Below are 24,280 nucleotides of genomic sequence, written 5' to 3' on the forward strand. Positions count from 1 at the left end.
ACCCCATGAACGCAGCGGCACCAGCCCCAGCGGTCCCGGCGGACTTCCTCGGGCGGGCGCGCGAACTCCTCGCCGCGCACCCCGTCGTGGACGGCCACAACGACCTGCCGTGGGCGCTGCGCGAGCACGTCCGCTACGACCTCGACCGGATGGACATCGCCCGCGACCTCACCGGCAGGCTCCACACCGACATCCCGCGGCTGCGCGCCGGCGGCGTCGGCGCGCAGTTCTGGTCGGTGTACGTACGCAGCGGCATGGCGGGCGACGAAGCGGTCAGCGCGACGCTCGAACAGATCGACGTGGTACGGCAGTTGCTCGACCGCTACCCCGCGGACCTGGCCCCCGCGTGGACCGCCGACGACATGGAGAAGGCGCGCGCTGAGGGCCGTATCGCCTCGCTCATGGGCGCCGAGGGCGGCCACTCCATCAATAACTCCCTCGCCACCCTGCGCGCGCTGTACACCCTGGGCGTGCGCTATATGACGCTCACCCACAACGACAACAACGCGTGGGCGGACTCGGCGACGGACGAGGAGGGCGTGGGCGGCCTGTCGGCCTTCGGCCACGAGGTCGTACGGGAGATGAACCGCACCGGCATGCTGGTCGACCTCTCGCACGTCGCCGCGTCCACGATGCGCGACGCGCTCGCGACCTCGGCCGCCCCGGTGGTCTTCTCGCACTCCTCGTCCCGGGCGGTCTGCGACCACCCGCGCAACATCCCCGACGACGTACTCACGCTGCTGCCCGCGAACGGCGGCGTCGCGATGGTCACGTTCGTACCGAAGTTTCTGCTTCAGGCGGCGGTCGACTGGACCCGGGCCGCGGACGAGAACATGGAGGCGCACGGCTTCGACCACCTGGACACCACGCCGGACGCGATGAAGATCCAGCAGGCCTACGAGGCGGCGCACCCGCGCCCGGTGGTGACGGCCGCGACGGTGGCCGACCACCTGGACCATATGCGGGAGGTCGCGGGCGTCGACCACATTGGTATCGGCGGCGACTTCGACGGCACGGCCTTCACCCCGGCCGGGCTCGACGATGTGGCGGGCTACCCGAACCTGATCGCGGAGCTGCTGCGCCGCGGCTGGTCGGCGGCGGACCTGGCGAAGCTCACCTGGCGCAACGCGGTACGGACGCTGCGGGGGGCGGAGGACGTGGCCAGGGGGCTGCGGGCGATCCGGGGCCCGTCGAACGCGACGATCAAGCAGCTCGACGGCTGAGACGAAGCGACGCGGCGGTACGGGGCGGGGGTACGGGGCTCGGGCGCCGTACCCCCGCCCCGTCCCGCCGCGCCCCGAACACCTGACCGCGCGAACGCTGGACTGGACGTCCCCCTCAGGCGCGGGGACGCCCCATCGCCCGGTACGTCCAGCCCGCCTCGCGCCACACGGCGCTGTCCAGAGCGTTCCGCCCGTCCAGGACGATCCGCTTCCTGGCGACCTCGCCCAGCTCCGCCGGGTCGAGCTCGCGGAACTCGCGCCACTCCGTCAGGTGCAGCACCACATCCGCGCCCCGCACGGCGTCGAGCGCCGAGTCCGCGTAGCCGAGCGTCGGGAAGAGGCGCTTCGCGTTGTCCATGCCCTTGGGGTCGTACACCGTGACCTGGCCGCCCTGAAGGTGCACCTGGCCCGCCACATTGAGCGCGGGGGAATCACGTACGTCGTCCGAGTCCGGCTTGAAGGTCGCGCCGAGCACCGCCACCCGCTTGCCCAGGAAACCGCCGTCCCCGAGCGCCACGCGCGTCAGCTCCACCATGTGGCCGCGCCGCCGCATATTGATCGAGTCGACCTCCCGCAGGAAGGTCAGCGCCTGGTCCGCGCCCAGCTCACCGGCGCGGGCCATGAACGCCCGGATGTCCTTGGGCAGACACCCGCCGCCGAAGCCGATCCCGGCGCGCAGGAACTTGGACCCGATGCGCTCGTCGTAGCCGATGGCCTCGGCGAGCTTGGCGACATCCCCGTCCGCGGCCTCGCACACCTCGGCCATGGCGTTGATGAAGGAGATCTTGGTCGCGAGGAAGGAGTTCGCGGCGGTCTTCACCAGCTCGGCGGTCGGGTAGTCCGTCACCACGAACGGCGACCCTTCCCCGACGGGCGTCGCGTAGACCTCGCGCAGCAGCTTCTCGGCGCGCTCGCTCTCCACACCGACCACGAGCCGGTCGGGGTGCAGCGTGTCCTGTACGGCGAAGCCCTCCCGCAGGAACTCGGGGTTCCAGGCCAGTTCGGCGTCCGCGCCGACCGGGGCGAGCTCGGCGAGCAGGCCGGCAAGGCGTGCCGCGCTGCCGACGGGCACGGTCGACTTGCCGACGACCAGGGCGGGTCGCTTCAGCTGCGGCGCGAGGGAGGCGAAGGCGCGGTCCACGTAGCTCATGTCGCAGGCGTACTCGCCGTGCTTCTGCGGAGTGTTCACGCAGACGAAGTGGATATCGCCGAACTCCCCGACCTCCTCCCAGGAGGTCGTGAAGCGCAGCCGCCCGCTGGATCCCTCGATCCCGGCGACATGGCGGGCGAGCAGCTCCTCAAGCCCCGGCTCGTACATGGGGACCTTGCCGGCGGACAGCATTTCGATCTTTTCGGGGACCACATCGAGGCCGAGGACCTCGAAGCCCAGCTCAGCCATGGCCGCGGCGTGGGTGGCGCCGAGATATCCGGTGCCGATCACAGTGATCCTCAGGGCCATGCGGTGCTCCAGTGACTGTGAAGTGCGGGCGAGGTTCGGGCTCAAGTGCGAGGTCCGAGCATAACCGGGGCTGGTCGGGGGTAGCCGGGGGCCTTTGCCGGCCCGGTTTCCCCTTGTCGCCAAGGTCACGTATCCCGGGAGCGCCGGGCACTCTAAAATTACGTTACTTAACGGTAGTTAGCATTCTGGGGAGTGAGAGTCTTGGCCGGTTCGGCTGATTTCGACCTGTACCGCCCATCCGAAGAGCACGACATGCTCCGCGACGCCGTCCGCTCGCTCGCCGAGGCGAAGATCGCCCCGTTCGCCGCGCAGGTGGACGAGGAGGCCCGCTTCCCGCAGGAGGCGCTGGACGCGCTGGTGGCCTCCGACCTGCACGCCATCCATGTCCCGGAGGAGTACGGCGGCGCGGGAGCGGACGCGCTGGCGACGGTCATCGTGATCGAGGAGGTCGCCCGCGTCTGCGCGTCCTCGTCCCTGATCCCGGCGGTCAACAAGCTCGGCTCCCTCCCGGTGATCCTCGCGGGCGGCGAAGACCTCAAGAAGAAGTACCTGGGCCCGCTGGCCAAGGGCGACGGGATGTTCTCGTACTGCCTCTCCGAGCCGGACGCGGGGTCGGACGCCGGCGGCATGAAGACCAAGGCGGTGCGGGACGGGGACTTCTGGGTCCTCGACGGCGTGAAGCGCTGGATCACCAACGCGGGCGTCTCCGAGTACTACACGGTGCTGGCCGTCACCGACCCGAGCAAGCGCACCAAGGGCATCAGCGCCTTCGTGGTGGAGAAGTCGGACGAGGGGGTCTCCTTCGGCGCCCCGGAGCGGAAGCTCGGCATCAAGGGCTCGCCGACGCGCGAGGTCTACCTCGACAACGTACGCATTCCGGCGGACCGCATGATCGGCGAGGAGGGCACCGGCTTCGCCACGGCGATGAGGACCCTGGACCACACGCGCATCACGATCGCGGCGCAGGCGCTGGGCATCGCGCAGGGGGCGCTGGACTATGCCAAGGGATACGTCCAGGAGCGCAAGCAGTTCGGCAAGGCGATCGCCGAGTTCCAGGGCGTGCAGTTCATGCTCGCGGACATGGCGATGAAGCTGGAGGCGGCGCGCCAGCTGACGTACTCGGCGGCGGCGAAGTCGGAGCGCGGGGACGGTGACCTGACGTTCTTCGGCGCGGCGGCGAAGTGCTTCGCGTCGGATGTGGCGATGGACATCACGACGGACGCGGTGCAGCTGCTGGGGGGCTACGGCTATACGCGGGACTACCCGGTGGAGCGGATGATGCGCGACGCGAAAATCACGCAGATCTACGAGGGTACGAACCAGGTTCAGCGAATCGTGATGGCGAGGAACCTGCCCTAGCAGGGCTTTTGCGGCCCGACCGACCGCGGGCCGCACGGCTCGGGCCGTCCACAGGCATGTGGACGGCCCGAGCCGCTGCTGTGGCTCCGTCAGAACGGGTCAGCGTTGCCGTCGTCCCATCCGCCAGGGTTGTTCATCGCCGCGCCGCGGCACTCGAGGATCTTCCCCTGCTCCAGCAGGCAGAGCTCAAGCTTCACCCAGTTGATGTTGTCGTGGTCGGAGAAGTACAGGTAGGTCTCCCAGCTGCCGGTGTCCCCGGCGCCGCCGGTCACCTTGCGCATGGTGAAGTACTCGGTGCCCCGCTTCTGGCTGTTCGAGACCACGCGCACGCCCACACTGTGGCCGTCCACTTTCTGGTCCTGCGCCCACAGCTTGATGGGCTTGATGCTCCAAGGGCTCTGCCACACGAAGGTGGCCGTGCCCTCGCCCCACGACTCGTCGATGTTCCTGGTGCCCTGTTCAGCCGCAGCGGCCGGCGAGGCGGCAGCCGGCACCAGGAAGGCGGCAAACGCCACGGCGACCGCTGCGGCAGTTACCGCGACGGCATTTTTCACGCCCTGGTGCGGCGGCCTCGGCCACCCTCCGCTACGGCGGGGGGGTCTCCATGTCCGTTTCCGTCAGACGATGTTGCGCGGGTCGTCCAGCCACACCCGTTGTCCGTCACCACCGGCCGACAGGCGTCAGGCGCCAGGGGGCCGGGGCCATGACGCCGTCGCGTTGGTGTGGAGGCGAACCGGAACGACACCCTCCGGTGCAGTTATGCTGCGCTGCCGCATACCGGCGATCAGCCGTCAGAGCATGACAGGGGTGGGTAATGAGAACGGGCGCAGACCGAAAAGCAGCGGAGCTGCTTCGCCAGATCGCGAGTGAGGACGTCGTCGTACTGCGGCACGAGATGTCCATAGCCGGAAAGCTGGCCTCCCAGGCATATGTCGTAGAGCAGTACGGCTTCGAGTACGGGGAGGCGTGGCGTGAAGGGCCCAACAAGCAGACACTGACGGTTCACATGTACCGCGACCCGCGTCCCGAGGCGCGTCGGCGCGAGGCGGCGACCATCGCCGCGTTCCCGGAAGCCGGCAACGGCGGTGCCGTTCCCGGGATGCAGCCCGGGTCGTTGAAGCCGACCGCCGAGGCGCAGGAGGCAGTAGCGCGGCTCAAGGACCGGATCGGGTTCGACGTCATGAGCAAGGGGGCGGACAAGAAGCAGAAGGCCGTCGCGTGGGGATGCTGCGGAGTCCTCGTGCTGACTCTGCTGCTTGCCGGAATGTACGTCGGAGCACTGGCCGGGGGTGCCGTGATGGCCGCGTTCCTGGCGGGAGCCTTCAAGCTGAGCACTGTCCGCAGGCAGCGGCTTGCGCAGCGGTTGCAGGACGCCGGGTTCGTCCCCGTGCAGGACGAGCACGGCAGGCAGCGCTTTTTGCGGCCGGGACAGCAACTGCCCGGGCACGCGAACCCGTTCGTGGGCTGAGAGAGCCCCGAAGGGGCCCGCACCGGGCAGTGGATGCCGGTGCGGGCCCCTTCGCGTACGTCAGCGGTCCGAGGTGACCGTGACCTTCTCGTCGTTGTTCAGCTGCTGCACCAGCTGCTTCACCTTCGCCTTGTCCCAGACCAGGTTCCCGCCGCTGCTCCCCGAGATCGGGATGTTCATCGACGTGCCGTCGCCGCCCGTCACGCCCTTCATCGCGAAGAACATCTGGCCCAGCGACCACAGGGACATGTCCTTGTCGACAATCAGCGTGTCCAGGCCCGCGCCCATCACCGGGTAGAGCTTGAACGGGTTGATGATCGTGCCCGGCGTCGCCGTCTGGCTCGCGAGCGCCGCGAGGAACTTCTGCTGGTTCTTCGTACGGTCCAGGTCGCTGTTGGCGAACGCGTACCGCGTCCGTACGAACGCCAGCGACTCCTCGCCGTCGAGCGTCTGCTTGCCCGCCTGGAAGTCCGCGCCCGAGTTCTTGTCCTTGAACGCCTTCGGGATGTCGATCTCCACACCGCCGATCGCGTCCACGATGTTGGCGAAGCCCGCGAAGCCGATCTCGACGTAGTGGTCGATACGCAGGCCCGTGTTGAACTCGACCGTACGGACCAGCAGCTCCGGGCCGTCCGTCGAGTACGTCGCGTTCAGCTTGGTGCGCTTCCCTGCTGCCGGGAAGAGCTTGCCCGACTCCGAGCCCCTGAAGGACGGAATCTCCACGTCCGAGTCGCGCGGCAGCGAGATCAGGGTCGGCCCGTTCGAGCCGTCGTGCAGGATCATCATCGAGTCGGTCCGCTTGCCCTCGGCCGAGCCCGTGTGGAGCTTCTTCTTCTCCTCCGCCGACATGCCCTCACGGCTGTCGGAGCCCACTATCAGATAGTTCGTGCCGTCGCCCGCGCTCGGGCGCTCGATCACCTTCGACAGGTCGACCTCCCGCTTGAGCTTGGAGTCGGCCCAGAAGTACGTGCCTATGGAGACCACGAGCAGCGCCACGACCAGGGTCAGCGACCCGATCTTGATCCGGCGGCGCCAGTTCGGGGCCGGTCGGCCGCCGGGCGGCGGGCCGCCGTACGGCTCGTGGCGGCTCTGCGGTGGGACGCCGCCGTTGCCGCCGGCGGGGGAGCCGTAGACCTGGCCCGTGTTGTAGTCGCTGTCGTACGACGACTGCTGGTCAGGGCCGGCGTCGTACGTCCGCGGCTGCTGCGGAGGGACCCCGCCGTACTGCGGCGGGCCCGGAGGGGCAGCAGGGCGCTGCACATGGCGCATCACCTGCGCGCCCTCGGGCTGGGCGCCGGCGCTGCCACGTCCGTAACCGCGCGCGTTGCCCGCGTTGCCGTTGCCGTCGCGGTTGTCGTCGGTCCATCCATCGGGCCAATCGTTCATGCGGACAGTGTGCAGGCCGGGCGGTCCCGCCAGACAGGGAGGGTGGGAAATCGGGCCACGCCTGTTGCCAAGCTGATGCAATGAGGGCCCCGGCACGGCCCCGCATAGGGTGGAGGGCATGACAGATCAGCCCCAGCGCCCGGAGAGTGAGATTCCGGGCAAGCCCACCTCGGCGTCCCGGACGACCCTCAGCCACATCATGACCCACAGTGACACCAACCTCCTCGGCACGGTGCACGGCGGCGTGATCATGAAGCTGGTGGACGACGCGGCGGGCGCGGTCGCGGGCCGGCACTCCGGCGGGCCCGCCGTCACCGCCTCCATGGACGAGATGGTCTTCCTGGAGCCGGTCAGGGTCGGCGATCTGGTTCATGTGAAGGCGCAGGTCAACTGGACCGGCCGGTCCTCGATGGAGGTCGGCGTGCGGGTGCTGGCCGAGCGCTGGAACGAGTCGACCCCGGCGACGCAGGTCGGCAGCGCGTATCTCGTCTTCGCGGCGGTCGACGCGGACGGCAAGCCCCGCACCGTACCGCCGGTGCTTCCCGAGTCCGAGCGTGACCGGCGGCGTCACCAGGAGGCGCAGATCCGGCGTACGCACCGGCTCGCCCGGCGGCGCGCGATCAAGGAGCTGAGGGAGAAGCGCACGGCGGAGGGTATGGCGGATTAGCGCCCAGCGGCGGGCCTATCAGCGGGTCTACCAGCGGGCCTCAGCGGCAGACGACCTGGTCTCCCTTCACCGCGCCGTACTCCCCGCGGGCGGGCTCCTCCGCGCGTACCGGCGTGGCCGCCTTGAAGTCCCGGCCCGCCACCACCTTCAGGGTCGGGCCCTGGCCCTTGGACTTCCGTAGCTCCGAACCCGGCAGCGCCGCCGCGAGCGATCTCGCCGAGCGGTCCCAGCGCGGGTCGTACAGCACATAGGTGCGCCGGACCTCGCGGCTCTCGCCGTTCAGCGGGGCGCGGGTGGTGTTGAAGCCGATGGCGCGCAGCGCGTCGTCCATTCTCCTGCCGAGGCCGTCCGTGTGTGTTCCGTTGTAGATCTGGACCCGGATACGCCGTGGCTCGACATCCACCAGTGCTGTTGACGGCTGTGCCGAGGCCGAGGCCGGTACGGGTACGGGTACGGGTACGGGTACGGGTACCGGCCCCGACGGCGCCGCGGTGAGCGGCTTGTCCTCGCGCAGCATCCGGAACAGCTTCCCCGCCTTCGCCTCGTCCCACTTCACCGTCGAGCCGATCCCCTTCACAATCACGCTGGAGTCGCCCACCGGCACCGACGTGAACTCCGACGACGCCGCCGAGAACCCCCGCATCGCCCTGCCCAGCGCGACCAGCTCCGCCGCGCCGAAGCCCTTGTCGGCCCGTACGGAATCCAGCATCGTCCCTGTGACATCGCGGAACTTCCCAGGGTTCAGCAGGGCGCCGCCCTGAGCCCCCTGGTGGATGAGAGCCGCCAGGAAACGCTGCTGGCGCCGCATCCGGCCCAGGTCGCCCGCCCCGTCGACATGGCGCGAGCGCACGTACTGCAGCGCCTGCCCGCCATTCAGCCGGTGCGTGCCCGCGCCCAGATCGAGACCGGTGCGCGTGTCCTTCAACGGCCGGGCGGTGCAGATCTCCACCCCGCCCAGCGTGTCCACCGTCTTCATGAAGGTGGTGAAGTCGACCTCCAGATAGTGATCGATCTTCACCTTGGTCAGCTGCTCGACGGTCCGCACGGTCAGCTGAGGACCGCCCTCCGAGTACGCCGCGTTCAGCTTCAGCGGATGCGCCGTGTGGCGCTCGCCCGTGCGGGCGTCCGTGTGCTCGGGAATCTCGGCGTAACTGTCCCGCGGCAGGCTCACCACACTCGCGCGCTCCCGGTCCGCCGAGATGTGGACCAGCATGATCGTGTCGGCGCAGCGGCAGGGCGCGCCGCCGAGGCGGTATGTCCGCTTGTCCTCCGGCGTGATCTTGTCGCGGCCGTCCGTGCCGACGACCAGCAGATTCATGCCGTGGCCCGCCTCGGGCCGGTTCTTCATGTCCTTGAACGGGTCGACCCGGCCGATCCCCGTGTCCAGGCTGGTGACCACCGCGTGCCCGATGCCGCCCGTGCTCAGCACCAGCACCGAGAGCGTCGTCGCCACGCGCGTACGCCAGTGGGTCGTCCGCACCGCAGGACGGGGTCGGGGCCGGGGCTGAGACGGCCGGGGCTGAGACGGCCGGGGCTGAGACGACTGGGGCTGGGACCGGGACCGGGGGCGGGGACGGGGGCGGTGGCCCGGGCTGGGGCCGGGAGCGCGGCGGGGGCGGGGCGGCGTGGGCACGAGGGACACCTCCGCGGGGTGAAGAGGGGGAATCCTGAGCACCGTAGGCCCATACGATCTGCGACAACCGGCAGGGACCGGCCGCCGCGCGTCCGTGTCCCCCATTCGCGGTAACGTGGCGCCCGATGAACGCCACGCCGCCTGTCTCCGTGATCATGCCGGTCCTCAACGAGGAGCGGCATCTGCGCGACTCCGTCCGTCACATCCTCCAGCAGGAGTACGACGGCGAGATGGAGGTGGTGATCGCGATCGGACCGTCCACGGACCGTACCGACGAGATCGCCGCCGAGCTCGTACGGGAGGACCCACGGGTCCACACCGTGCCCAACCCCACCGGCCGCACCCCGGCCGCCCTGAACGCCGCCATCAAGGCATCGCGCCACCCGATCGTGGTACGCGTCGACGGCCACGGCATGCTGTCGGCCAATTACATCGCCACCGCCGTCCGTCTCCTGGAGGAGACCGGCGCGCAGAACGTCGGCGGCATCATGCACGCCGAGGGCGAGAACGACTGGGAGCGGGCCGTCGCCGCCGCCATGACCGCCAAGATCGGCGTCGGGAACGCGGCCTTCCACACCGGTGGCGAAGCCGCCCCGGCGGAAACCGTGTATCTGGGTGTCTTCCGCCGTGAGGCGCTGGAGCAACAGGGCGGCTACAACGAGGAGTTCATCCGCGCCCAGGACTGGGAGCTGAACTTCCGTATCCGCGAGGCGGGCGGCCTGATCTGGTTCTCGCCGGAGCTCAAGGTCCAGTACCGGCCGCGGCCCTCCGTCCGCGCGCTCGCCAAGCAGTACAAGGACTACGGCCGCTGGCGTCATGTCGTCGCCCGCTACCACCAGGGCTCCATCAACCTCCGCTACCTCGCCCCGCCGGCCGCCGTCTGCGCGATCGCCGCGGGCATCGTGGTGGGCGTGGCCCTCACCCCCTGGGGCCTGCTGATCCCGGGTGGCTACCTGGCCGCGATCGCCGCCGGGTCGGTCCCGGCCGGCAAGGGGCTGCCGCTCAAGTCCCGCCTGCGGATTCCGGTCGCGCTGGCCACGATGCACATGTCGTGGGGGTACGGCTTCCTGACCAGCCCGCGCTCGCTGGCGCGGAAGGTCATCGCGAGCCGCCGCCCGTCCGTGAAGACGGAGACGGCCGCCTGAACCTGAACCACGTACGTACGCGAAGGAGCCCCGGGCAGGTCGTCGCCCGGGGCTCCTTCGCTTCCGCCGCCCTCGCTGCTAATAGGTGAAGCCGGGCTGCACGGGCATGCAGAACTTGTCGTCGTCGCCCTGCAGCGCGTTCGCCGAAGTCGGCGTCTTGTCGTCCTTCGGCGCCGCCTTCGGGAAGGCGGTGCCCTTGCGCCAGTCGGCGCCCACGGTCAGCGTGATACCGGTGGCCTCCGTCGACTTCTTCACCGAAGTGAGCGGAATCCCCAGGGACGTGGCAATCGCCTGCGCGTCGCCCTCCAGCTCCGCGTTGGAGAACAGGATCATCGTCTTCTTCTGCGGATTGCGCGTGGCGTCCTTCTTGGCCTGGGTGAAGCCCTTGCCCGTGAGGATCTCGGCGACCGTCCCAGCCCGCCCCCTCTCGGCGAGCAGGCCGTCGCCGTCGGTGCCGTTCTGCACCAGCACCGCGATCTCACCGGGCGCCGCCGCCGGGTCCTTGGACTTGGCGGGCACGGTGGCGGGCTTCTTCTTCGACGCCTTGCCGTCCATCGGAATGTCTTCACGGATCATGCGGAACACCTGCTCGGCGTCGCCCGGCTTGGGCACGACCTTGCCCGTGTAGCCCTGCCGCGTGCTGTATTCGTTCGGCATGGTCGTCATGGTGATGCGCCCGGTCGGAACGCTCTTGAGCTCCTGGGCCAGGTCGTAGAGATCCGTGACGGTTTCGATGTTCTTGTCGACGACGAGCGCGTTGATCGCGGCCGTGGCGAGCTTGCGCAGCTTGTTCGGGTCGGTGAGCTTGGTGTTCTTGCGCATCTCGCGGACCATCGAGTTCATGTACATATGCTGCCCGCGGGTGCGGGCGAGGTCGGTTCCGTCGATGAAGCCGTAGCGCGTACGCAGCCACTGGAGCGCCTGTTCGCCCTTGACGGGGTGCGTGCCCTTCGGCAGCTTCAGCCCGGAGCCCTCGCCCTTGCTGTTGAGTGAGTGGACGTTGTCCAAAACGCAGACGGGGACGCCGCCGATCGCGTCGGCCATGGAGACCACACCCGCGAAGTCGATCATCATGAAGTGGTCGATGGTGATGCCGGTGAGCTTGAACCAGGTGGCCACCGTGCAGCCGGGCCCGCCGCGGCCGAGCGACTCATTGGTCTGCGTCCAGGTGGTGGCGGCGAACTTCTTGCCGGTGTCGGGGTCCTCGCACGCCGGTATGTCCAGCATGGTGTCGCGCGGCATGCTGATCGCGGAGATATTGCTGCGGTCGGCCGAGATGTGCAGCAGCAGCTGTACGTCCGCGAGCGGCGGGCCGTTGAACGTCTTCTTCGCGCCGCCGAGCGCCTGGTTCGCCTTGTTGTTCCGCGCGTCAGAGCCGATGACCAGTATGTTCAGCGGGGTCTGCCCGGCGGCGTTGGCCTTGTGGCCGGGCATCTTCTCGCCGAGCGTCAGGTCGTCCTTCTTGAGCTTGCTGTTGAGGTACTCGTAGTAGAGGTATCCGGCCCCGGCCGTGCCCACGATCAGCAGCGCCACCGAGGAGGCGACCCAGCGCAGTATCCGGCGTTTGCCGCTGGGTCTTCCGCGTCGGCGCGCGTCGGCGCGACGTTGACCGCTGCCGTCGTCGCTGCCCTCGCCATCCGCCGCCGCCGCCGTCGCCGTCGTGGCGTCCGTGCCGCTGCCGGGCGGGTCGATCGTGCCCGTACGGCTCTTGGGCACGCGCTCGCCGCCCGCGCCCTCCTCGCTGTACAGGCTGTCGTCCCAGCCCAGCTCGCGGGCTTGGGCTTGGCGGCCACGGGACCGCGGCCCTTCCCCCCGTGCTCTGTTCTGTCCCACCCCGGGTCCCCCCCCTGTAGTTCAGGCTCTCCCCATGACCCGGTGTTCCGGTGTCACTTGGCGCACACTTGCTTGTCCGCTTCGACCTTCTGCACATCCGAGGGCAGCTTGGCCGGACCGCTGATGGGCACCCCCGCGCCCTTGAAGTCCGAGCCGAGGGTCAGCGTCATCGCCTCAAGCCCCACGGCGTCCGTTGCGCCCGGCTTCAGCGCCGTGGCGGGCAGGCCCATCAGGTCCGCGAGCTTACGGGCCTGATCGGCCTGGTTCGGCGCGTACGTCAGCGTCGTCGTGGCGAGGTTCTGCGGCGCGTTGCCCTCGTTGCTCGACTTCAGTACGCCTTGCTCGTTCTGCAACCATTGCAGGGTCGCCAGCGCCGCCCCTTGCTTCTGGCTGCCGTTGAAGACCGCGACGCGCACATCGGCGGCGGCGGCCCTGGTCCCCTTGAGGAGGCCCTGCTGCCGGGCCTTGGCGGCCTGCTCCTTCGCCTTCACCTCGGTCAGCGAGGTGTCGCTCTTCATCATCGAGAACAGCGTTTGGGCCTGGGGCTCTTTGAGCACGACCGTGGCCTTGATCTTCTCCGCGGGGTTGTCGTTGACGGGCACCGTGGCGAAGGTCAGGTTCTTCATCTCGAACTTGCCGAGCTCCAGGCCCAGGTCGCGGAGCTTCCCGATGTCGCTGATCTTGCTGTCGACGGTCAGCGCCTTGGTGCCGGCCTCCGCCAGCTTGAACAGCTTCGTCGGGCTGCTGAGCGTGTCGTTCGACTTCAGGGTGCGCATCAGCGAGCTGAGGAACTGCTGCTGCTGCTGGATGCGGTCGAGGTCACCCCTGTTGCCGAACGAGTACCGGGTGCGGAGGAATGCCAGGGCCTCTTCGCCCTGGATCTTGTGATTGCCCGCCGGCAGATTCAGATGCGACTCCGGGTCCTTGACGTCCTTGGCGAGACAGATGGGGACACCGCCGACCGCGCTGGTCAGCGTCTTGACGGCATTGAAGTCGGCCACCATGAAGTGGTCCAGCGTGATGCCGGTGATCGCCGTGACTGTCCGCATGGTGCAGCTCGCCGTACGCCCGGACTGGCCGAGGCTCGTGTTGAACCGTTCGTTCGGAGTTCCGGGGATGGTCTTGACGGAGCCGTCCGGCTGCGTGGTGTCACAGTCCGGGATGTCGGTCTTCAGGTCACGGGGAATGCTCAACGCCGTCGCGTTGGTGCGGTCCTTGGACACATGCAGCAGCACCGTCGTATCGGCGTGGCCGGGGCTGTTCTTGTCGCCGTAACCCTGGTTGCCCGCGCCGGTGCGCTTGTCCGTGCCGATCAGCAGGATGTTGATCGCCCGGTCCTTGCTGAAGCCGCCGGTGCCCGCGTTGTCGTCGGGGATCGTGGTGATGTTCGAGTTGAGGTGCTCGTAGTAGAGGTATCCGCCGGTCACGGTCGCGACCATCACCAGCGCGAGCGTGCCGCCCGTCCACAGCAGCATCTTCTTCGCACGCGATTTGGACTGCTTGCGCTTGCGGCGGCCGACTGTGGCGGACGCCGCACTCTCGGCGCCCTTGCCCGCGCGGCGCGAGCGCTGCCCGGGCACGTCGCCACCAGGTGTGCCGGGCGTGCCGGGCGTGCCGGGAGCGCCGGGCACGTCATGGCCGGGAATGCCCAGGGCCTGGGTGTCGCCGCCGGGCGCCTGCCGGGGGCCGGGCGCGGCGGTACCGCGGCGTCGCTGCCCTTGGCTCTGTCCCTGTCCCTGACTCTGTCCCTGGCGCGGAGTCCGCGGGGCCGGGGGTCTGGTCGCAGCGGCGCCAGGCGGGGCCGATGGCTGCTGTGCGGAATTGTCCAGTCGCAATTCGTAATTGCCGGTTTGCGGATTGAGTACCCACTGGTCGGCGGGATCGATCTCGTCCGCCTGTCCACGGCTTTGCGCATCCACGGTTGCCTGAGTCCTCCGTCGGTGCCACGCGAGGCGCCTCCCCCGAAGGGCGCTCGGTCTTTCGATCCAGCAGTGCGCGACCCATGGTCGGGGTCGGATAGACCGGATCGCGTCACACTATCCGCCCAGTTCAGCGTCGAGCGACGTCCGTGACACATTCCACGTCCCTTACATGCGGGCAATCCACCCAATCTCCATAGACTACCGACCCTGCCTTGGCCATTGTTTTACTCACACATACCGACAGCGGCGTTTGTGCCGGTGAAAGTCGGGGTCGGGGTGGGGCTGGCACCGGTGCTGGTGTCGCCCGATTCTTTTTCGGTTTCCTTGTCCGGGTCCGTCTTCGCGACGACTGAGACCGGTTTGTCCTCGCGCAGCCGCTGGAAGAGGTCGCTCGCGTCGGGCTGGACCAGTTCGTCGCGGTTCCGGTTCGCCGTGTACGGCTGCCGCGGAACCGTCAGAAACTGCACCTTTTCCGTCGGAATGCTGCGGAGCGCGCGGGTCAGATCGTACAGATCCTTGAGCGAGTCCAGACCCGGGTCCGTGGTCAGCGACTTGGTCGCCGCGTCCAGCACCGGGACGAGCCTGGCCGGATTGAGCAGTACGCCGTCGCTCTGCATCTTGTTGACCAGCGCGCCCAGGAACCGCTGCTGGCGGTCCATGCGTTCGGTGTCGCTGCCGTCGCCGATGGACTTGCGGGCGCGTACGTAACCGAGCGCCTCCTCGCCGTTGAGCTTCTGCTTGCCCGCCGCGAGCCGCAGGCGGGCGTCGGCGTCGTTGATCGGCTCGGTGAGGCAGACATCGACCCCGTCCACCGCGTCGACCATGTCCTTGAAGCCGCTGAAGTCCACCACCATGTGGTGGTCGAGGCGGATACCGGTGAGGCGCTCGACCGTACGGACGGTGCATGCCGTGCCGCCGAGCTCGAACGCCCAGTTGAACTGCGAGAACTGATTCCGCGAGCGGGTGCCGTCGTGCTTGCGGCAGCTCGGGATGTCCACCATCAGATCGCGCGGGACGGACATCGCGGTCGCGCTCCGCAGGTCCGCGGAGATGTGCAGCAGGATGGTGGTGTCCGAGCGCTGGCTGCCGCCGTCGTCACGGCCGTACTTGCTGTTGCCCTCGCCGGTGCGGGTGTCGGAACCGAGGAGCAGGATGTTCTGCGCGTCGTGAACGAGCGGGGTCGGGCGCTCCTTCTCGTACGTCTCCAGTTCCTCGGCGGCGGTGGTGTCGGTGGTGATGTTGGCGTCGAGCTTGCGGTAGAACCACCAGCCGACGCCGGCGGCGGCGAGGAGGACGAGGGAGGTGGCGAGGGCGGTCCAACGCACCCAGTGCTGCTTGTGTTTGGGCACGATGTCCTCGGCGTCGCTGTCCTCGGCGTCACCATCCACGGTGCCGGTGACCGCCTCCGAGTCCGCCTTCGCCCTCGCGTCCGGTGCCTCGGCGGTCCCGGCCCCGGGCCCAGGCGTTCCGGTGGGCGGCTCGTTCTCGGCCGGCCCGTCCGGTTCGGTGGGCGTGCCAGCACTGTCCGTCACGTCTGCGTCCATCCTTCACGGCGTCGGCGGCGCGCTGGGTCGCCGATCGCAGGACTAGACGGCTGAACCTCGCGCTTGGTTGTGCTCGGTTGTGATTGCCTTTGTGTTGAAGCGCATGCATCGCCGATCATCCACCGGAGTTGACTCTGAGGCCCGGGGGCTCGGCCCGGGTGTGCGCCACACGAGTGGACCTCAGAGGCTTGTCATACTGCGGTTTTGGTGACCCGCTCGCTGTCGACCCGCTTCGCGAGACCCTCCTGGGACAGCTCGCCGAGGTACGGACAGAGCACCACGGATCCACCCGCCGCGAGCGGCGCGTACAGCCCGGCGGACAGCCCCTCCCACGAGTCGTACGAACGTCCCGAGAGCAGCCGCGAGCCGGGCGCAAGGCCGAATCCGGCCGCGTCCGCGCGGGCCCGCTCCACCAACTGCGCGCCGGTGAACTCGATGCCGTCCACGGCCAGGGCGGGTGCGTCGGGATCCACCGGTGCGTACGGGGCGAAACGGTCACCCTGGCTCGGCACCTCGACCGCGTAATCCAGGTAACCGGCGGGCGGCTGAGGGAAGCGGCGGCCGAGCGGCGCGAGGGAGAGCGCGACGCGCTCGCCGGAGCAGGCGAGTCCGGCGTCGAAGTGCCCGGGCCCGGCGACGACGAGGTCGGCGTCCGCCGGATCGCCGCCGATGTCCACGACCACGCCCACCGAGGAGCAGGCGAGCAGCCAGACCGCGCTCTGCCAGTGCGCGGGCAGCAGCAGAGCGAGCCGGTCGCCGGGCGCGGCGGCAAGATCGCCCTGGAGCAGGTTCGCCGTCTTGGCCACCCAATTGGCGAAGGTGGTCACGGACAATTCGATCCGCTCACCGGTGGCGTCGTCGTAGAAGGTGACCAAGGGGCGCGCCGGGTCCGTGGCGAGCGCGGATCGCAGCAGGTCGGCAGGGGTACGGTCGCTGGCGTTCATCCGGGCAAGCGTACGTGGCGGGGCGGCGGGCGGGCCGCCGTACCGGTGACGGGGTCCACCGGTCGGACGGACGGGCCGCCGGTTTTCCGGGGAGCGGCGGCGGTGGACCCGGCACAGCATCGAAGCCATGCGTGGATTTCTAGCTACTTCGATCGGCGTCGCGTGCTCAGCCGCGCTGATACTGCCCCTCTGTCTGCCCTCCGGGGCCGCCGTTGCCTCGGCTTCAGGGGCATCGGATCCGCCCGGCTCCACTCAGTCCCTGCCGCTGGCGGCGGTTGATGCGGGGGGCTCGAACCGGTCGCTGGGGCCGGGAGCGGGGGCGGTTCATGGGCTGACCCGGCGTGACGTCAGACCGTTCTCCCTGGTCGGCATCATCTGGGACGACGTGCAGGCCGAACTGCACGGCACCGTCCAGATCCGCGTCCGGGCGGTGGGCTCCACCCGCTGGTCCGGCTGGCAGGACGTGGAGACCCACAACCACGAGCACGCGGCCGACCCCGGTACGGCGGAGAGCGACTCGGGGAAGGTGCGCGGTTCGACGGCGCCGCTGTGGGTGGGGGAGTCGGACGGCGTGGAGGTACGCGTACGGCCGGAGGCGATGCCGCTCCCCGAGGGGCTGCGCCTGGAACTCGTCGATCCGGGCGACGATCCGGAGGCGGAGTCCACGGTCGAGGAATCCACGGCCGAGGAGCCCATGTCCGCAGCGGAAGCCAGGAGCATGGCCGGGGGCGTTGGCGCACGGTCGCACACACGGCCGTACATCGGACCGCGCCCGCGCATCATCACCCGTAAGGGCTGGGGCGCCAGCGAATCGCTGCGCGAGGAGGGCTTCGTCTACTCGAAGGCGGTGAAGGCCGCCTTCGTACACCACAGTGCCACCGGCAACGGCTTCACCTGCAAGCAGGCGCCCTCAGTCCTCCGCAGCATCTACCGCTACCACGTAAAGAGCAGCGGATGGCGGGACATCGGCTACAACTTCGCCGTCGACAAGTGCGGAAACATCTACGAAGGACGCGCGGGAGGCGTGGCCAAGGCGGTGCGGGGCGCACACACGCTGGGGTTCAACACCAACAGCATGGGCGTCGCTGTGCTCGGCACCTACAGTCACTCCACTCCGCCGGCGGCGGCGGTGAACGCCGTCGCCCGGCTGACCGCGTGGAAGCTCGGACTGTACGGAGTCAATCCGCGCGGCCAGTCGGTGCTGACGTCGCAGGGCAGCAACAAGTACAAGAAGGGCAGAAAGGTGAGCTTCAACGCCATCTCCGGGCACCGGGACGGATTCCTCACGGAATGCCCCGGCAGCCGCCTGTACGGCAAACTCGGTACCGCCAGGACATCCTCGGCCGCGTATCAGGGCCGTCGCTGACGGAATCGCGGCAGCCCACTGCATACACTGGCCGGTCTCGAACGAGTGATCACGCCCGTCCGTCATGCCCGCCCCAGCAGGAAGCAGAGACAACACGGTGACTGAAGCGCCAGAAGCGATCCTCCTGGTCGGCGGCAAAGGCACGCGGCTGCGTCCGCTCACCGTCAACACGCCGAAGCCGATGGTTCCGGCGGCGGGTGTCCCCTTCCTCGCGCATCAGCTGGCGCGGGCACGGGCGGCGGGTGTCGTCCACGTCGTGCTGGCGACGTCGTACCTGGCGGAGGTGTTCGAGCCGTACTTCGGCGACGGCTCGTCGCTCGGCCTGCGCCTGGAGTACGTCACCGAGGAGGAGCCGCTCGGCACGGGCGGGGCGATCCGCAATGTGGCGTCCCGGCTGACCTCGGGCCCCGAGGACCCGGTGCTGATCTTCAACGGGGACATTCTGACGGGCCTCGACATCGGGGCGCTGGTCTCCACGCACCGGTCGTCGGGCGCGGACGTCTCGCTCCACCTGACGCGGGTCGAGGACCCGCGGGCCTTCGGCCTGGTCCCGACGGATGCGAACGGCCGGGTGACGGCCTTCCTGGAGAAGCCGCAGACGCCGGAGGAGATCGTCACCGACCAGATCAACGCGGGTGCGTACGTCTTCCGCCGCTCGGTCATCGACCTGATCCCGGAGGGCCGCGCGGTCTCGGTGGAACGCGAGACGTTCCCGGGCCTGCTGTCGTCCGGAGCGCATCTGCAGGGCATGGTCGACTCCACGTACTGGCTGGACCTGGGCACCCCGCAGGCCTTCGTCCGCGGCTCGGCGGACCTGGTTCTGGGCCGCGCCCCTTCCCCGGCGGTCCCGGGCCGCTGCGGCGACCGCCTGGTGCTCGCGTCGGCGACGGTGGCCCCCGACGCGAAACTGACGGGCGGCACGGTCATCGGCGAGGGCGCGGTGATCGGCGCGGGTGCCCGGATCGACGGCAGCGCGGTCCTGGAGGGCGCGACCGTGGAAGCGGGCGCGGTGATCTCGTCCTCCCTGATCGGCGCGGGGGCGCGGGTGGGGGCGCGCACGGTGCTGTCGGGCGTGGTGATCGGCGACGGCGCGGTGGTGGGGGAGGACAACGAACTCCGCGAGGGCGCGAGGGTGTGGTGCGGTGCGACGCTCCCGGCCTCGTCGGTGCGCTTCTCTTCTGACCAGTAGGACGGATACGGGTCCGACTGGGCCCTCGGGGCCGGGAGCCGGACGGGCGCGTGGGGACATTGCTGCGGCAGGCCGCCGAGGCCCCGCGTCCGCGCCGCGAAGCCGGCGCGCCCGGAGGTGTGGGGCGTCAGCCACCACGTTCCCTCCCCGGCAGGGGGCTGGGGGCACCGCCCCCAGTTTCGGGAAGGGGCGGGGTGGGGGAACAACACCGCCTACCCTCAAAGGGCGCACCCCGAGCCCCAAGGACCACCCCCGTGTCAGGACGCTTCGCCCCCCGCCACCCCCGCACCCCCATATCAGGCCCCCACACCGCCGTACCCCACCAGAAGGCCCACCCGCCAAGCTCGCGCACCCGGCGCTGGGCGCCCCCCGGGCCACTCGATCTCGGGCTGGTCCTTGGGCCCCTTCGGCGGGGGCCCGCCGATCCCACCTTCCGTACGACCCCGGACGGCTCCGTCTGGCGCACCAGCCATACGCCCGCCGGCCCCGGCACGCTCCGTGTCGGCCCCGGCCACGCCCCCGGCCCCGTCGCCGGAGAGGTCGAGGCCGAAGCCTGGGGCCCCGGCGCCGACTGGCTCCTGGAGCAGCTCCCGGCGATGCTCGGCGAGGCGGACGACCCCGCCGCCTTCACCCCGCACCACCGACTGATCGCCGCCTCCCAGCGCCGCACCCCGGGCCTGCGTCTCACCCGCACCGGTCGCGTTCTCGAATCCCTGATCCCCTCGATCCTGGAACAGAAGGTCACCACGGACGAGGCGTACCGCGCCTGGCGGCTGCTGGTAAGGAAGTACGGCGAGCCCGCCCCCGGCCCCGCCCCCGACCGGATGAGCGTGATACCCGACCCCCGCACCTGGGCGCTGATTCCCTCGTGGGAGTGGCACCGCGCGGGTGTCGACAACAAACGCGCGGCGACCATCCTGCGCGCCGTCCGCGTCGCCCGCCGCCTTGAGGAGGCCGCGGCGATGGAGCCCCAACAGGCCCAGGAGCGACTGGAGCTGATCCCCGGCATCGGCCCCTGGACCTCCGCCGAAACCATCCAGCGCAGCAACGGCGCCCCCGACGCCGTCACCACCGGCGACCTGCATCTGCCCGGCATCGTCGGCTACGCCCTCGTCGGCGACCGCACCACCGACGACGCGGCGATGCTCGAACTCCTCGTCCCCTACGCGGGCCAGCGCCACCGCGCCGCCCGCCTGATCCTCCTCAGCGGCCGGACTCCGCCCCGCCGCAAGCCGAAGATGCGGCGCACGGACATCGCCGCCTGGTAGATCGCCGGGGGCCCGGTCGAATCCGACCGGGCCCCCGACGCGTGCGCACGTACGTCAGCCGATGGCCAGCTTGCTCTGCCAGCCGCCGGCACTGATGTCGATGACCTCGACTCCGCTGTGCGGCATTTCCCCGCGTGTGCCCGCGTAGAAGCGCACGGCGCCGTCGGTCCGCAGCGTCCAGATGTCCGGGATCAAGTCGCCATTGGCGTCGGGGGTGCCGATGAGCAGCCGGATGCCGCTGGTGCCCCAGCCGGATGATCCGTACACCTCGTCCAGTCCCTTGGCCGAGTTGGCCGCGGCGGCGAGCGAGTTGAGATCGACGCCGCCGGACGCGGCCTTCTTGCCTGTACGCAGCAGCAGCCGCCCGGTCGCATCGGTCCGGTAGAGGAGGTCGGTGACCCCGTCCCCGGTGATGTCCTGGGCGGTGACGATGTCACGGTCCAGCCACGGCGAGCTGGACAGCTGGACCGCTTGCTCGACGGAGGCGCCGTTGTAGCCGATCAGCACCCAGATCGCGTCGCCGACCGTGAGGAAGAAGTCGGTCTTGCCGTCACCCGTGGCGTCTCCGGCGGAGACGATCTGGCTGATGGAGTCCGGAGCGGGCGCGTTCGACGGCAGCAGAATCTGCTGCCGCTTGTCGATGTTCACACCGCCGTATCCGTCACCGGGGTAGACCCAGAGCCTGCCCTCCCGGCGAGCGACCAGGTCCTGCAGACCGTCGCCGCCGTAGATGTCGCCGAGGTGGGTGATCAGGGTGTTCTTCCAGTACCCGGACGCCGCCGCGACATGGACCGGGCGGCCGTCGTCCCCGTTCGGATCCTTGTCCGGGTTGCCCTGGTACGCACCCGACATGGAGTAGTCGAGATCGCCTGTGCCCTTCAACAGGTCTGTCGTCGACTCGGAGGGGTACTGCCGCAGATTGCCGTTTCCGTCCACGACCATCAGGTCGGGCAGCCCGTCACCCGTGAAGTCCCCGGCCTTGTCGGCCTGGTCGCGCGGGGTGACGTAGAAGAAGTACTTCAGCGGCTGGGAGACATGGCCCGCGTCGTCCACCGCGCGCACATACAGCACATTGGGGCCCGCGAGCGGCGGCTTGGCGTTGGCCACGGTGGTCAGCGTGGTGACGGCAGCCCCGTTCGTACGCGGTACCGAGAAGGGGTACGAGGCCTGGTTGAAGCCGTACTCGAACTTCACCACATCGGTCTGGGCGGCCTTGAAGGTGAAGGAGCCCGCGGTGCCGAACTTGATCGTGCTCCACTTCACGTCCTCGGCATCGTTGTTGAAGCCGTTGTCCATGGCGTCGGCGTCCGGGAAGTGGGGCGAGGTGACGGTCGGCGGCGACGGCTTCGCACTGTCGAACACGAACCGGCACGGCGTCTTCGCGGGCGAGTACCCGGAGGCCGCGCCGAACTTGTCGACGGCCTTGGCGCGCCACGAGTAGGTGGTGCCGTTGACCAGCTTGAGTCCGCCGGTCACATTGCCGGTTGCCACCGGATCGGTGTGGACGCGGGCCGAGCTGGTCTGACTGCCGACGGACACCTTGCCCTTGGTGCCGAGCAGGTTGGCGGTGCTGCCACTGGTGGGCCACAGCTCGAACTGGAGCGTGGCGAGGTTGCCGTCCTTGTCGCTGCCGCTGCCCCAGAAGGTGATGGAGGAGGCTCCGACGTTCACGTACGGGGCGGTGGTGTCGCAGCTCAGGTTGGGGTCGAGGTCGAGGCTGCCGGGGGGCGCCGGCGGCCTGTTGTACGACAAGTCGACGTACGGGTCGCTGCCGCCGTCCGCCCGGAACTTCTTCCAGGAGTACTGAGAGTCCTCGTCCGAGGCCCTGAAGCCGACGGTCATCGTCTTCCAGCCGCCGTCGACGGCGCTCTTGGCGGTGGGTTTCACATCGAAGACGACGTACTCGTCGGGGCAGGAGGAGGACTTCCAGCCGTGCGCGAAGCTGCCGCCGCCGATCTTGTTGGCAGTCGTCATCTTCGGCGCGTTCTTCCACGTGGTCTTGGAGCTGATCGCGCCCGTAAGGTGCACCGTCATGCTGCGCTTGCTGCACGACCACGAGTAGGTCTCCAGAGCCCGCAGCTTCGCGCTGTGCACCGTGGCACCCTTCAGGTCCGGGTCCCAGTCGATGGTGAAGAACGACCGTGACGTGCCCCAGGTGTCCGATTCGAAGCCGACGCGGGCCTCGTGGGTGCCCCCCTTGTTGAAGCCCTTGCCGTTGTAGAAGTTGGCGTTGGGATGGCGGCTGTACGCCGTCGTCCAGTCGTTGGTGTGCTTCTTGACCGACGGGTCGATGAAGACGGGATACGCGGTCGTGGGATCCGTCAGGAAATCCTGATCAGGAGTGAGAACCCAGTCCGAGCCGGACAGGTCGGTCCCGACGAGCGTGCCGTGCGAGTTGGGCTGCGGCCCATTGAGAGACGGCAGGGAGAGTGTGGCCGCGGCGCCGGTCTGCGTGGGCTCCGGGGAGGGCTCCGCGGGTACGGGGGGAGCCGACCCCTCGATCTCGGTGATCACGGAGGGGTCGGCGGCCTCGTCGGTCGCCTCCGGCAGCACCTCGTTGAAGGTGTCGCCCTGGTCGCCGTCATTCATCGAGTCGGTGGGCTCGGCCGAAGCCGAGGGGGAGATCTCGGGGTCGGAGGTGGGAACCGGGGAGTCGGACGGGATGATCTCGGGGGGCGGGCTCGCCGTGCCGCCGCCCTGGCCGTCGGTGTCCGTCGGGGTGCCCGCGCTGTCCCACATCAGCGGAGTGGGGGAGACCGCCACGTCCTTGCCCCCGATGTCCTCGGCGCTGACGATGCCGGTGGTCGGGTCGAGCTGGAAGACCAGATCGGGGGAGGAGAGTCCGTACGAGAGCCGGGCGACACGTGGGTCAGCTGCCGCCTGACGGTTCTTCACGACCAGAAGCTGGGCGAAACCGCTGTCGTCGGCGGTGAGGACCAGGTCGGCGCCCGGGAGGATCTCCGGGTAGAGAGCGCGCGAGCCGTCGATGATGGGCTGAGGGACGCTCCCCGGCCAGGTCAGGGTGATGTCATGGCCGTTCACGGTCAGCGTCACCAGCGGGTCGCCGGTCGCGACAGCGCCCTTGAGCAGGGACATCTGTCGGACCTGGCCGCGCGAGGCACGCTCGGCGCCGGCCTTCGACCCGTCGGAGAAGACCATCTGTGCGTTCGTCGCCTTCGGCGCCCAGCCACCCTTGACCCGGGTGAGGTCCGTGTTGATGGCCTTCCATGCGCCGCCGACCTTCGCTCGTACCGGGCTGGCGTGGATACGCCGTTGGAGCAGCCCGTCGGGGCGTGCCCAGGTCGTCGAGTACGCGGTGCGCATCGCCGTGGCCTCCACCGACTGGCCGGTCCGCGTGGCCTTGATACCGGCGTCGGCCTCGCTCAGCGGAGCGCTGAGCTCAGCGGGCTTGTCCGAATCCCGTTGACCCCGTTGATCCCGTTGATCCACCGGGCCGTTCAGCCCGGCGTAGGTGAGCCCTGAGGCTACGACGACGGCCACCGCGACCGCCGACATTGACCGGCGTCCGGGCATGCGGCGCCATCTGCTCGTCATGAGCGAGATTCCCTTTCCCCCTCGAAACCGGCCTGACGGCGGACCGTCGGCCGGGCTCCTCCAGCTGGTCACGCGGGGTGCGGAGAGCGGGCCCGAGCGTGACGGATGCGAGCAGATCATGACGTACGAGGGGTCGGCTGATTGCTGACTGTGATGATCATCACTTGATCACTTCATGTCTGGCGTTTCTTCACAGTGGCCCCACAGAATCACACCGGCCTGATCTGGCCTCACCTGCGGTTTTTCGCCCATTGCCGCTCCATGTCGTCCGGGGGGACCACACCCGTGTCTGCAGTGCTGTCAGCGCGCCATCGGCGCC

Annotated in this window: 17 protein-coding genes; 8 read left to right on the forward strand and 9 right to left on the reverse strand. The window is 69.4% G+C overall.

The features are described from left to right. Nucleotides 1-5 precede the first annotated feature (5 nt). Entirely contained in the window at nt 6-1,223 is a 1,218-nt protein-coding gene (locus ACIHCQ_RS20370) for a dipeptidase (protein ID WP_399663915.1), read from the forward strand. A gap of 115 nt (nt 1,224-1,338) precedes the next feature. Here ACIHCQ_RS20370 and ACIHCQ_RS20375 read toward each other — a convergent pair whose 3' ends face one another. Next, nucleotides 1,339-2,682: a UDP-glucose dehydrogenase family protein gene (locus ACIHCQ_RS20375; RefSeq protein WP_399663917.1), complete on the reverse strand. Its 1,344-nt coding sequence runs from the start codon at nt 2,680-2,682 to the stop codon at nt 1,339-1,341. A 201-nt stretch (nt 2,683-2,883) separates the two neighbouring features. On the opposite strand from ACIHCQ_RS20375, the gene ACIHCQ_RS20380 reads away from it, so the two are divergent. Further along, complete coding sequence (locus tag ACIHCQ_RS20380; RefSeq protein ID WP_399663919.1) at nt 2,884-4,041, forward strand: acyl-CoA dehydrogenase family protein; 1,158 nt, start codon at nt 2,884-2,886, stop codon at nt 4,039-4,041. Between the two features lie 89 nt (nt 4,042-4,130). On the opposite strand, the gene ACIHCQ_RS20385 is transcribed toward ACIHCQ_RS20380, so the two are convergent. After that, nucleotides 4,131-4,595 carry a hypothetical protein gene (locus ACIHCQ_RS20385; RefSeq protein WP_399663921.1) on the reverse strand — a complete coding sequence of 155 codons (465 nt, stop codon included), beginning with the start codon at nt 4,593-4,595 and terminating at the stop codon, nt 4,131-4,133. A gap of 260 nt (nt 4,596-4,855) precedes the next feature. Here ACIHCQ_RS20385 and ACIHCQ_RS20390 point away from each other — a divergent pair, with 260 nt between their 5' ends. Beyond that, entirely contained in the window at nt 4,856-5,509 is a 654-nt protein-coding gene (locus tag ACIHCQ_RS20390) for a hypothetical protein (protein ID WP_399663923.1), read from the forward strand. A gap of 60 nt (nt 5,510-5,569) precedes the next feature. On the opposite strand, the gene ACIHCQ_RS20395 is transcribed toward ACIHCQ_RS20390, so the two are convergent. Further along, nucleotides 5,570-6,895: an LCP family protein gene (locus ACIHCQ_RS20395; RefSeq protein ID WP_399663925.1), complete on the reverse strand. Its 1,326-nt coding sequence runs from the start codon at nt 6,893-6,895 to the stop codon at nt 5,570-5,572. Nucleotides 6,896-7,013: 118 nt separating this feature from the next. Between ACIHCQ_RS20395 and ACIHCQ_RS20400 the strand changes: the two genes are divergently transcribed. Continuing rightward, nucleotides 7,014-7,562: an acyl-CoA thioesterase gene (locus ACIHCQ_RS20400; protein ID WP_399663927.1), complete on the forward strand. Its 549-nt coding sequence runs from the start codon at nt 7,014-7,016 to the stop codon at nt 7,560-7,562. 40 nt (nt 7,563-7,602) lie between these two features. Here ACIHCQ_RS20400 and ACIHCQ_RS20405 read toward each other — a convergent pair whose 3' ends face one another. Then, nucleotides 7,603-9,300, reverse strand: coding sequence for an LCP family protein (locus ACIHCQ_RS20405; protein WP_399663929.1), 1,698 nt, complete (start codon nt 9,298-9,300; stop codon nt 7,603-7,605). A gap of 20 nt (nt 9,301-9,320) precedes the next feature. Between ACIHCQ_RS20405 and ACIHCQ_RS20410 the strand changes: the two genes are divergently transcribed. Then, nucleotides 9,321-10,340: a glycosyltransferase family 2 protein gene (locus ACIHCQ_RS20410; protein WP_399663931.1), complete on the forward strand. Its 1,020-nt coding sequence runs from the start codon at nt 9,321-9,323 to the stop codon at nt 10,338-10,340. A 78-nt stretch (nt 10,341-10,418) separates the two neighbouring features. Here ACIHCQ_RS20410 and ACIHCQ_RS20415 read toward each other — a convergent pair whose 3' ends face one another. The 4 genes from ACIHCQ_RS20415 to ACIHCQ_RS20430 form a co-directional block, all read right to left on the reverse strand. After that, nucleotides 10,419-12,173 (reverse strand): LCP family protein, encoded by a 1,755-nt coding sequence (locus ACIHCQ_RS20415; RefSeq protein WP_399663932.1) that lies wholly within the window; start codon nt 12,171-12,173, stop codon nt 10,419-10,421. A 53-nt stretch (nt 12,174-12,226) separates the two neighbouring features. Further along, nucleotides 12,227-14,092, reverse strand: a complete 1,866-nt coding sequence (locus ACIHCQ_RS20420) for an LCP family protein (RefSeq protein ID WP_399663934.1) — start codon at nt 14,090-14,092, stop codon at nt 12,227-12,229. 227 nt (nt 14,093-14,319) lie between these two features. Next, nucleotides 14,320-15,627 carry an LCP family protein gene (locus ACIHCQ_RS20425; RefSeq protein ID WP_399663936.1) on the reverse strand — a complete coding sequence of 436 codons (1,308 nt, stop codon included), beginning with the start codon at nt 15,625-15,627 and terminating at the stop codon, nt 14,320-14,322. Nucleotides 15,628-15,830: 203 nt separating this feature from the next. After that, entirely contained in the window at nt 15,831-16,583 is a 753-nt protein-coding gene (locus ACIHCQ_RS20430) for a TIGR03089 family protein (RefSeq protein WP_399663938.1), read from the reverse strand. Between the two features lie 127 nt (nt 16,584-16,710). Between ACIHCQ_RS20430 and ACIHCQ_RS20435 the strand changes: the two genes are divergently transcribed. The 3 genes from ACIHCQ_RS20435 (at nt 16,711) to ACIHCQ_RS20445 (ending at nt 20,406) form a co-directional block, all read left to right on the forward strand. After that, the gene (locus tag ACIHCQ_RS20435) at nt 16,711-17,949 is read left to right on the forward strand and encodes a peptidoglycan recognition protein (protein WP_399663940.1); all 1,239 of its coding nucleotides are present in this window, start codon (nt 16,711-16,713) and stop codon (nt 17,947-17,949) included. 97 nt (nt 17,950-18,046) lie between these two features. Continuing rightward, entirely contained in the window at nt 18,047-19,138 is a 1,092-nt protein-coding gene (locus ACIHCQ_RS20440; protein ID WP_399663942.1) for a sugar phosphate nucleotidyltransferase, read from the forward strand. A gap of 254 nt (nt 19,139-19,392) precedes the next feature. Further along, entirely contained in the window at nt 19,393-20,406 is a 1,014-nt protein-coding gene (locus tag ACIHCQ_RS20445; protein WP_399663944.1) for a DNA-3-methyladenine glycosylase family protein, read from the forward strand. Between the two features lie 54 nt (nt 20,407-20,460). Here the strand turns inward: ACIHCQ_RS20445 and ACIHCQ_RS20450 are convergent, their stop codons facing one another. Further along, a complete protein-coding gene (locus tag ACIHCQ_RS20450; protein ID WP_399663946.1) occupies nt 20,461-23,961 on the reverse strand; it encodes a DNRLRE domain-containing protein in 3,501 nt (1,166 codons plus the stop codon). Between the last annotated feature and the right edge of the window lie 319 nt (nt 23,962-24,280).

It is taken from the genome of Streptomyces sp. NPDC052236 (assembly GCF_044548015.1).
GTDB lineage: Bacteria > Actinomycetota > Actinomycetes > Streptomycetales > Streptomycetaceae > Streptomyces.

Bases quoted from the DNA above. Each gene is read 5' to 3' on its own strand.
- ACIHCQ_RS20370 (WP_399663915.1), top strand. From the start codon at position 6: ATGAACGCAGCGGCACCAGCCCCAGCGGTCCCGGCGGACTTCCTCGGG.
- ACIHCQ_RS20375 (WP_399663917.1), bottom strand. From the start codon at position 2,682: ATGGCCCTGAGGATCACTGTGATCGGCACCGGATATCTCGGCGCCACC.
- ACIHCQ_RS20390 (WP_399663923.1), top strand. From the start codon at position 4,856: ATGAGAACGGGCGCAGACCGAAAAGCAGCGGAGCTGCTTCGCCAGATC.
- ACIHCQ_RS20395 (WP_399663925.1), bottom strand. From the start codon at position 6,895: ATGAACGATTGGCCCGATGGATGGACCGACGACAACCGCGACGGCAAC.
- ACIHCQ_RS20400 (WP_399663927.1), top strand. From the start codon at position 7,014: ATGACAGATCAGCCCCAGCGCCCGGAGAGTGAGATTCCGGGCAAGCCC.
- ACIHCQ_RS20405 (WP_399663929.1), bottom strand. From the start codon at position 9,300: ATGGGGGACACGGACGCGCGGCGGCCGGTCCCTGCCGGTTGTCGCAGA.
- ACIHCQ_RS20410 (WP_399663931.1), top strand. From the start codon at position 9,321: ATGAACGCCACGCCGCCTGTCTCCGTGATCATGCCGGTCCTCAACGAG.
- ACIHCQ_RS20430 (WP_399663938.1), bottom strand. From the start codon at position 16,583: ATGAACGCCAGCGACCGTACCCCTGCCGACCTGCTGCGATCCGCGCTC.
- ACIHCQ_RS20435 (WP_399663940.1), top strand. From the start codon at position 16,711: ATGCGTGGATTTCTAGCTACTTCGATCGGCGTCGCGTGCTCAGCCGCG.
- ACIHCQ_RS20450 (WP_399663946.1), bottom strand. From the start codon at position 23,961: ATGACGAGCAGATGGCGCCGCATGCCCGGACGCCGGTCAATGTCGGCG.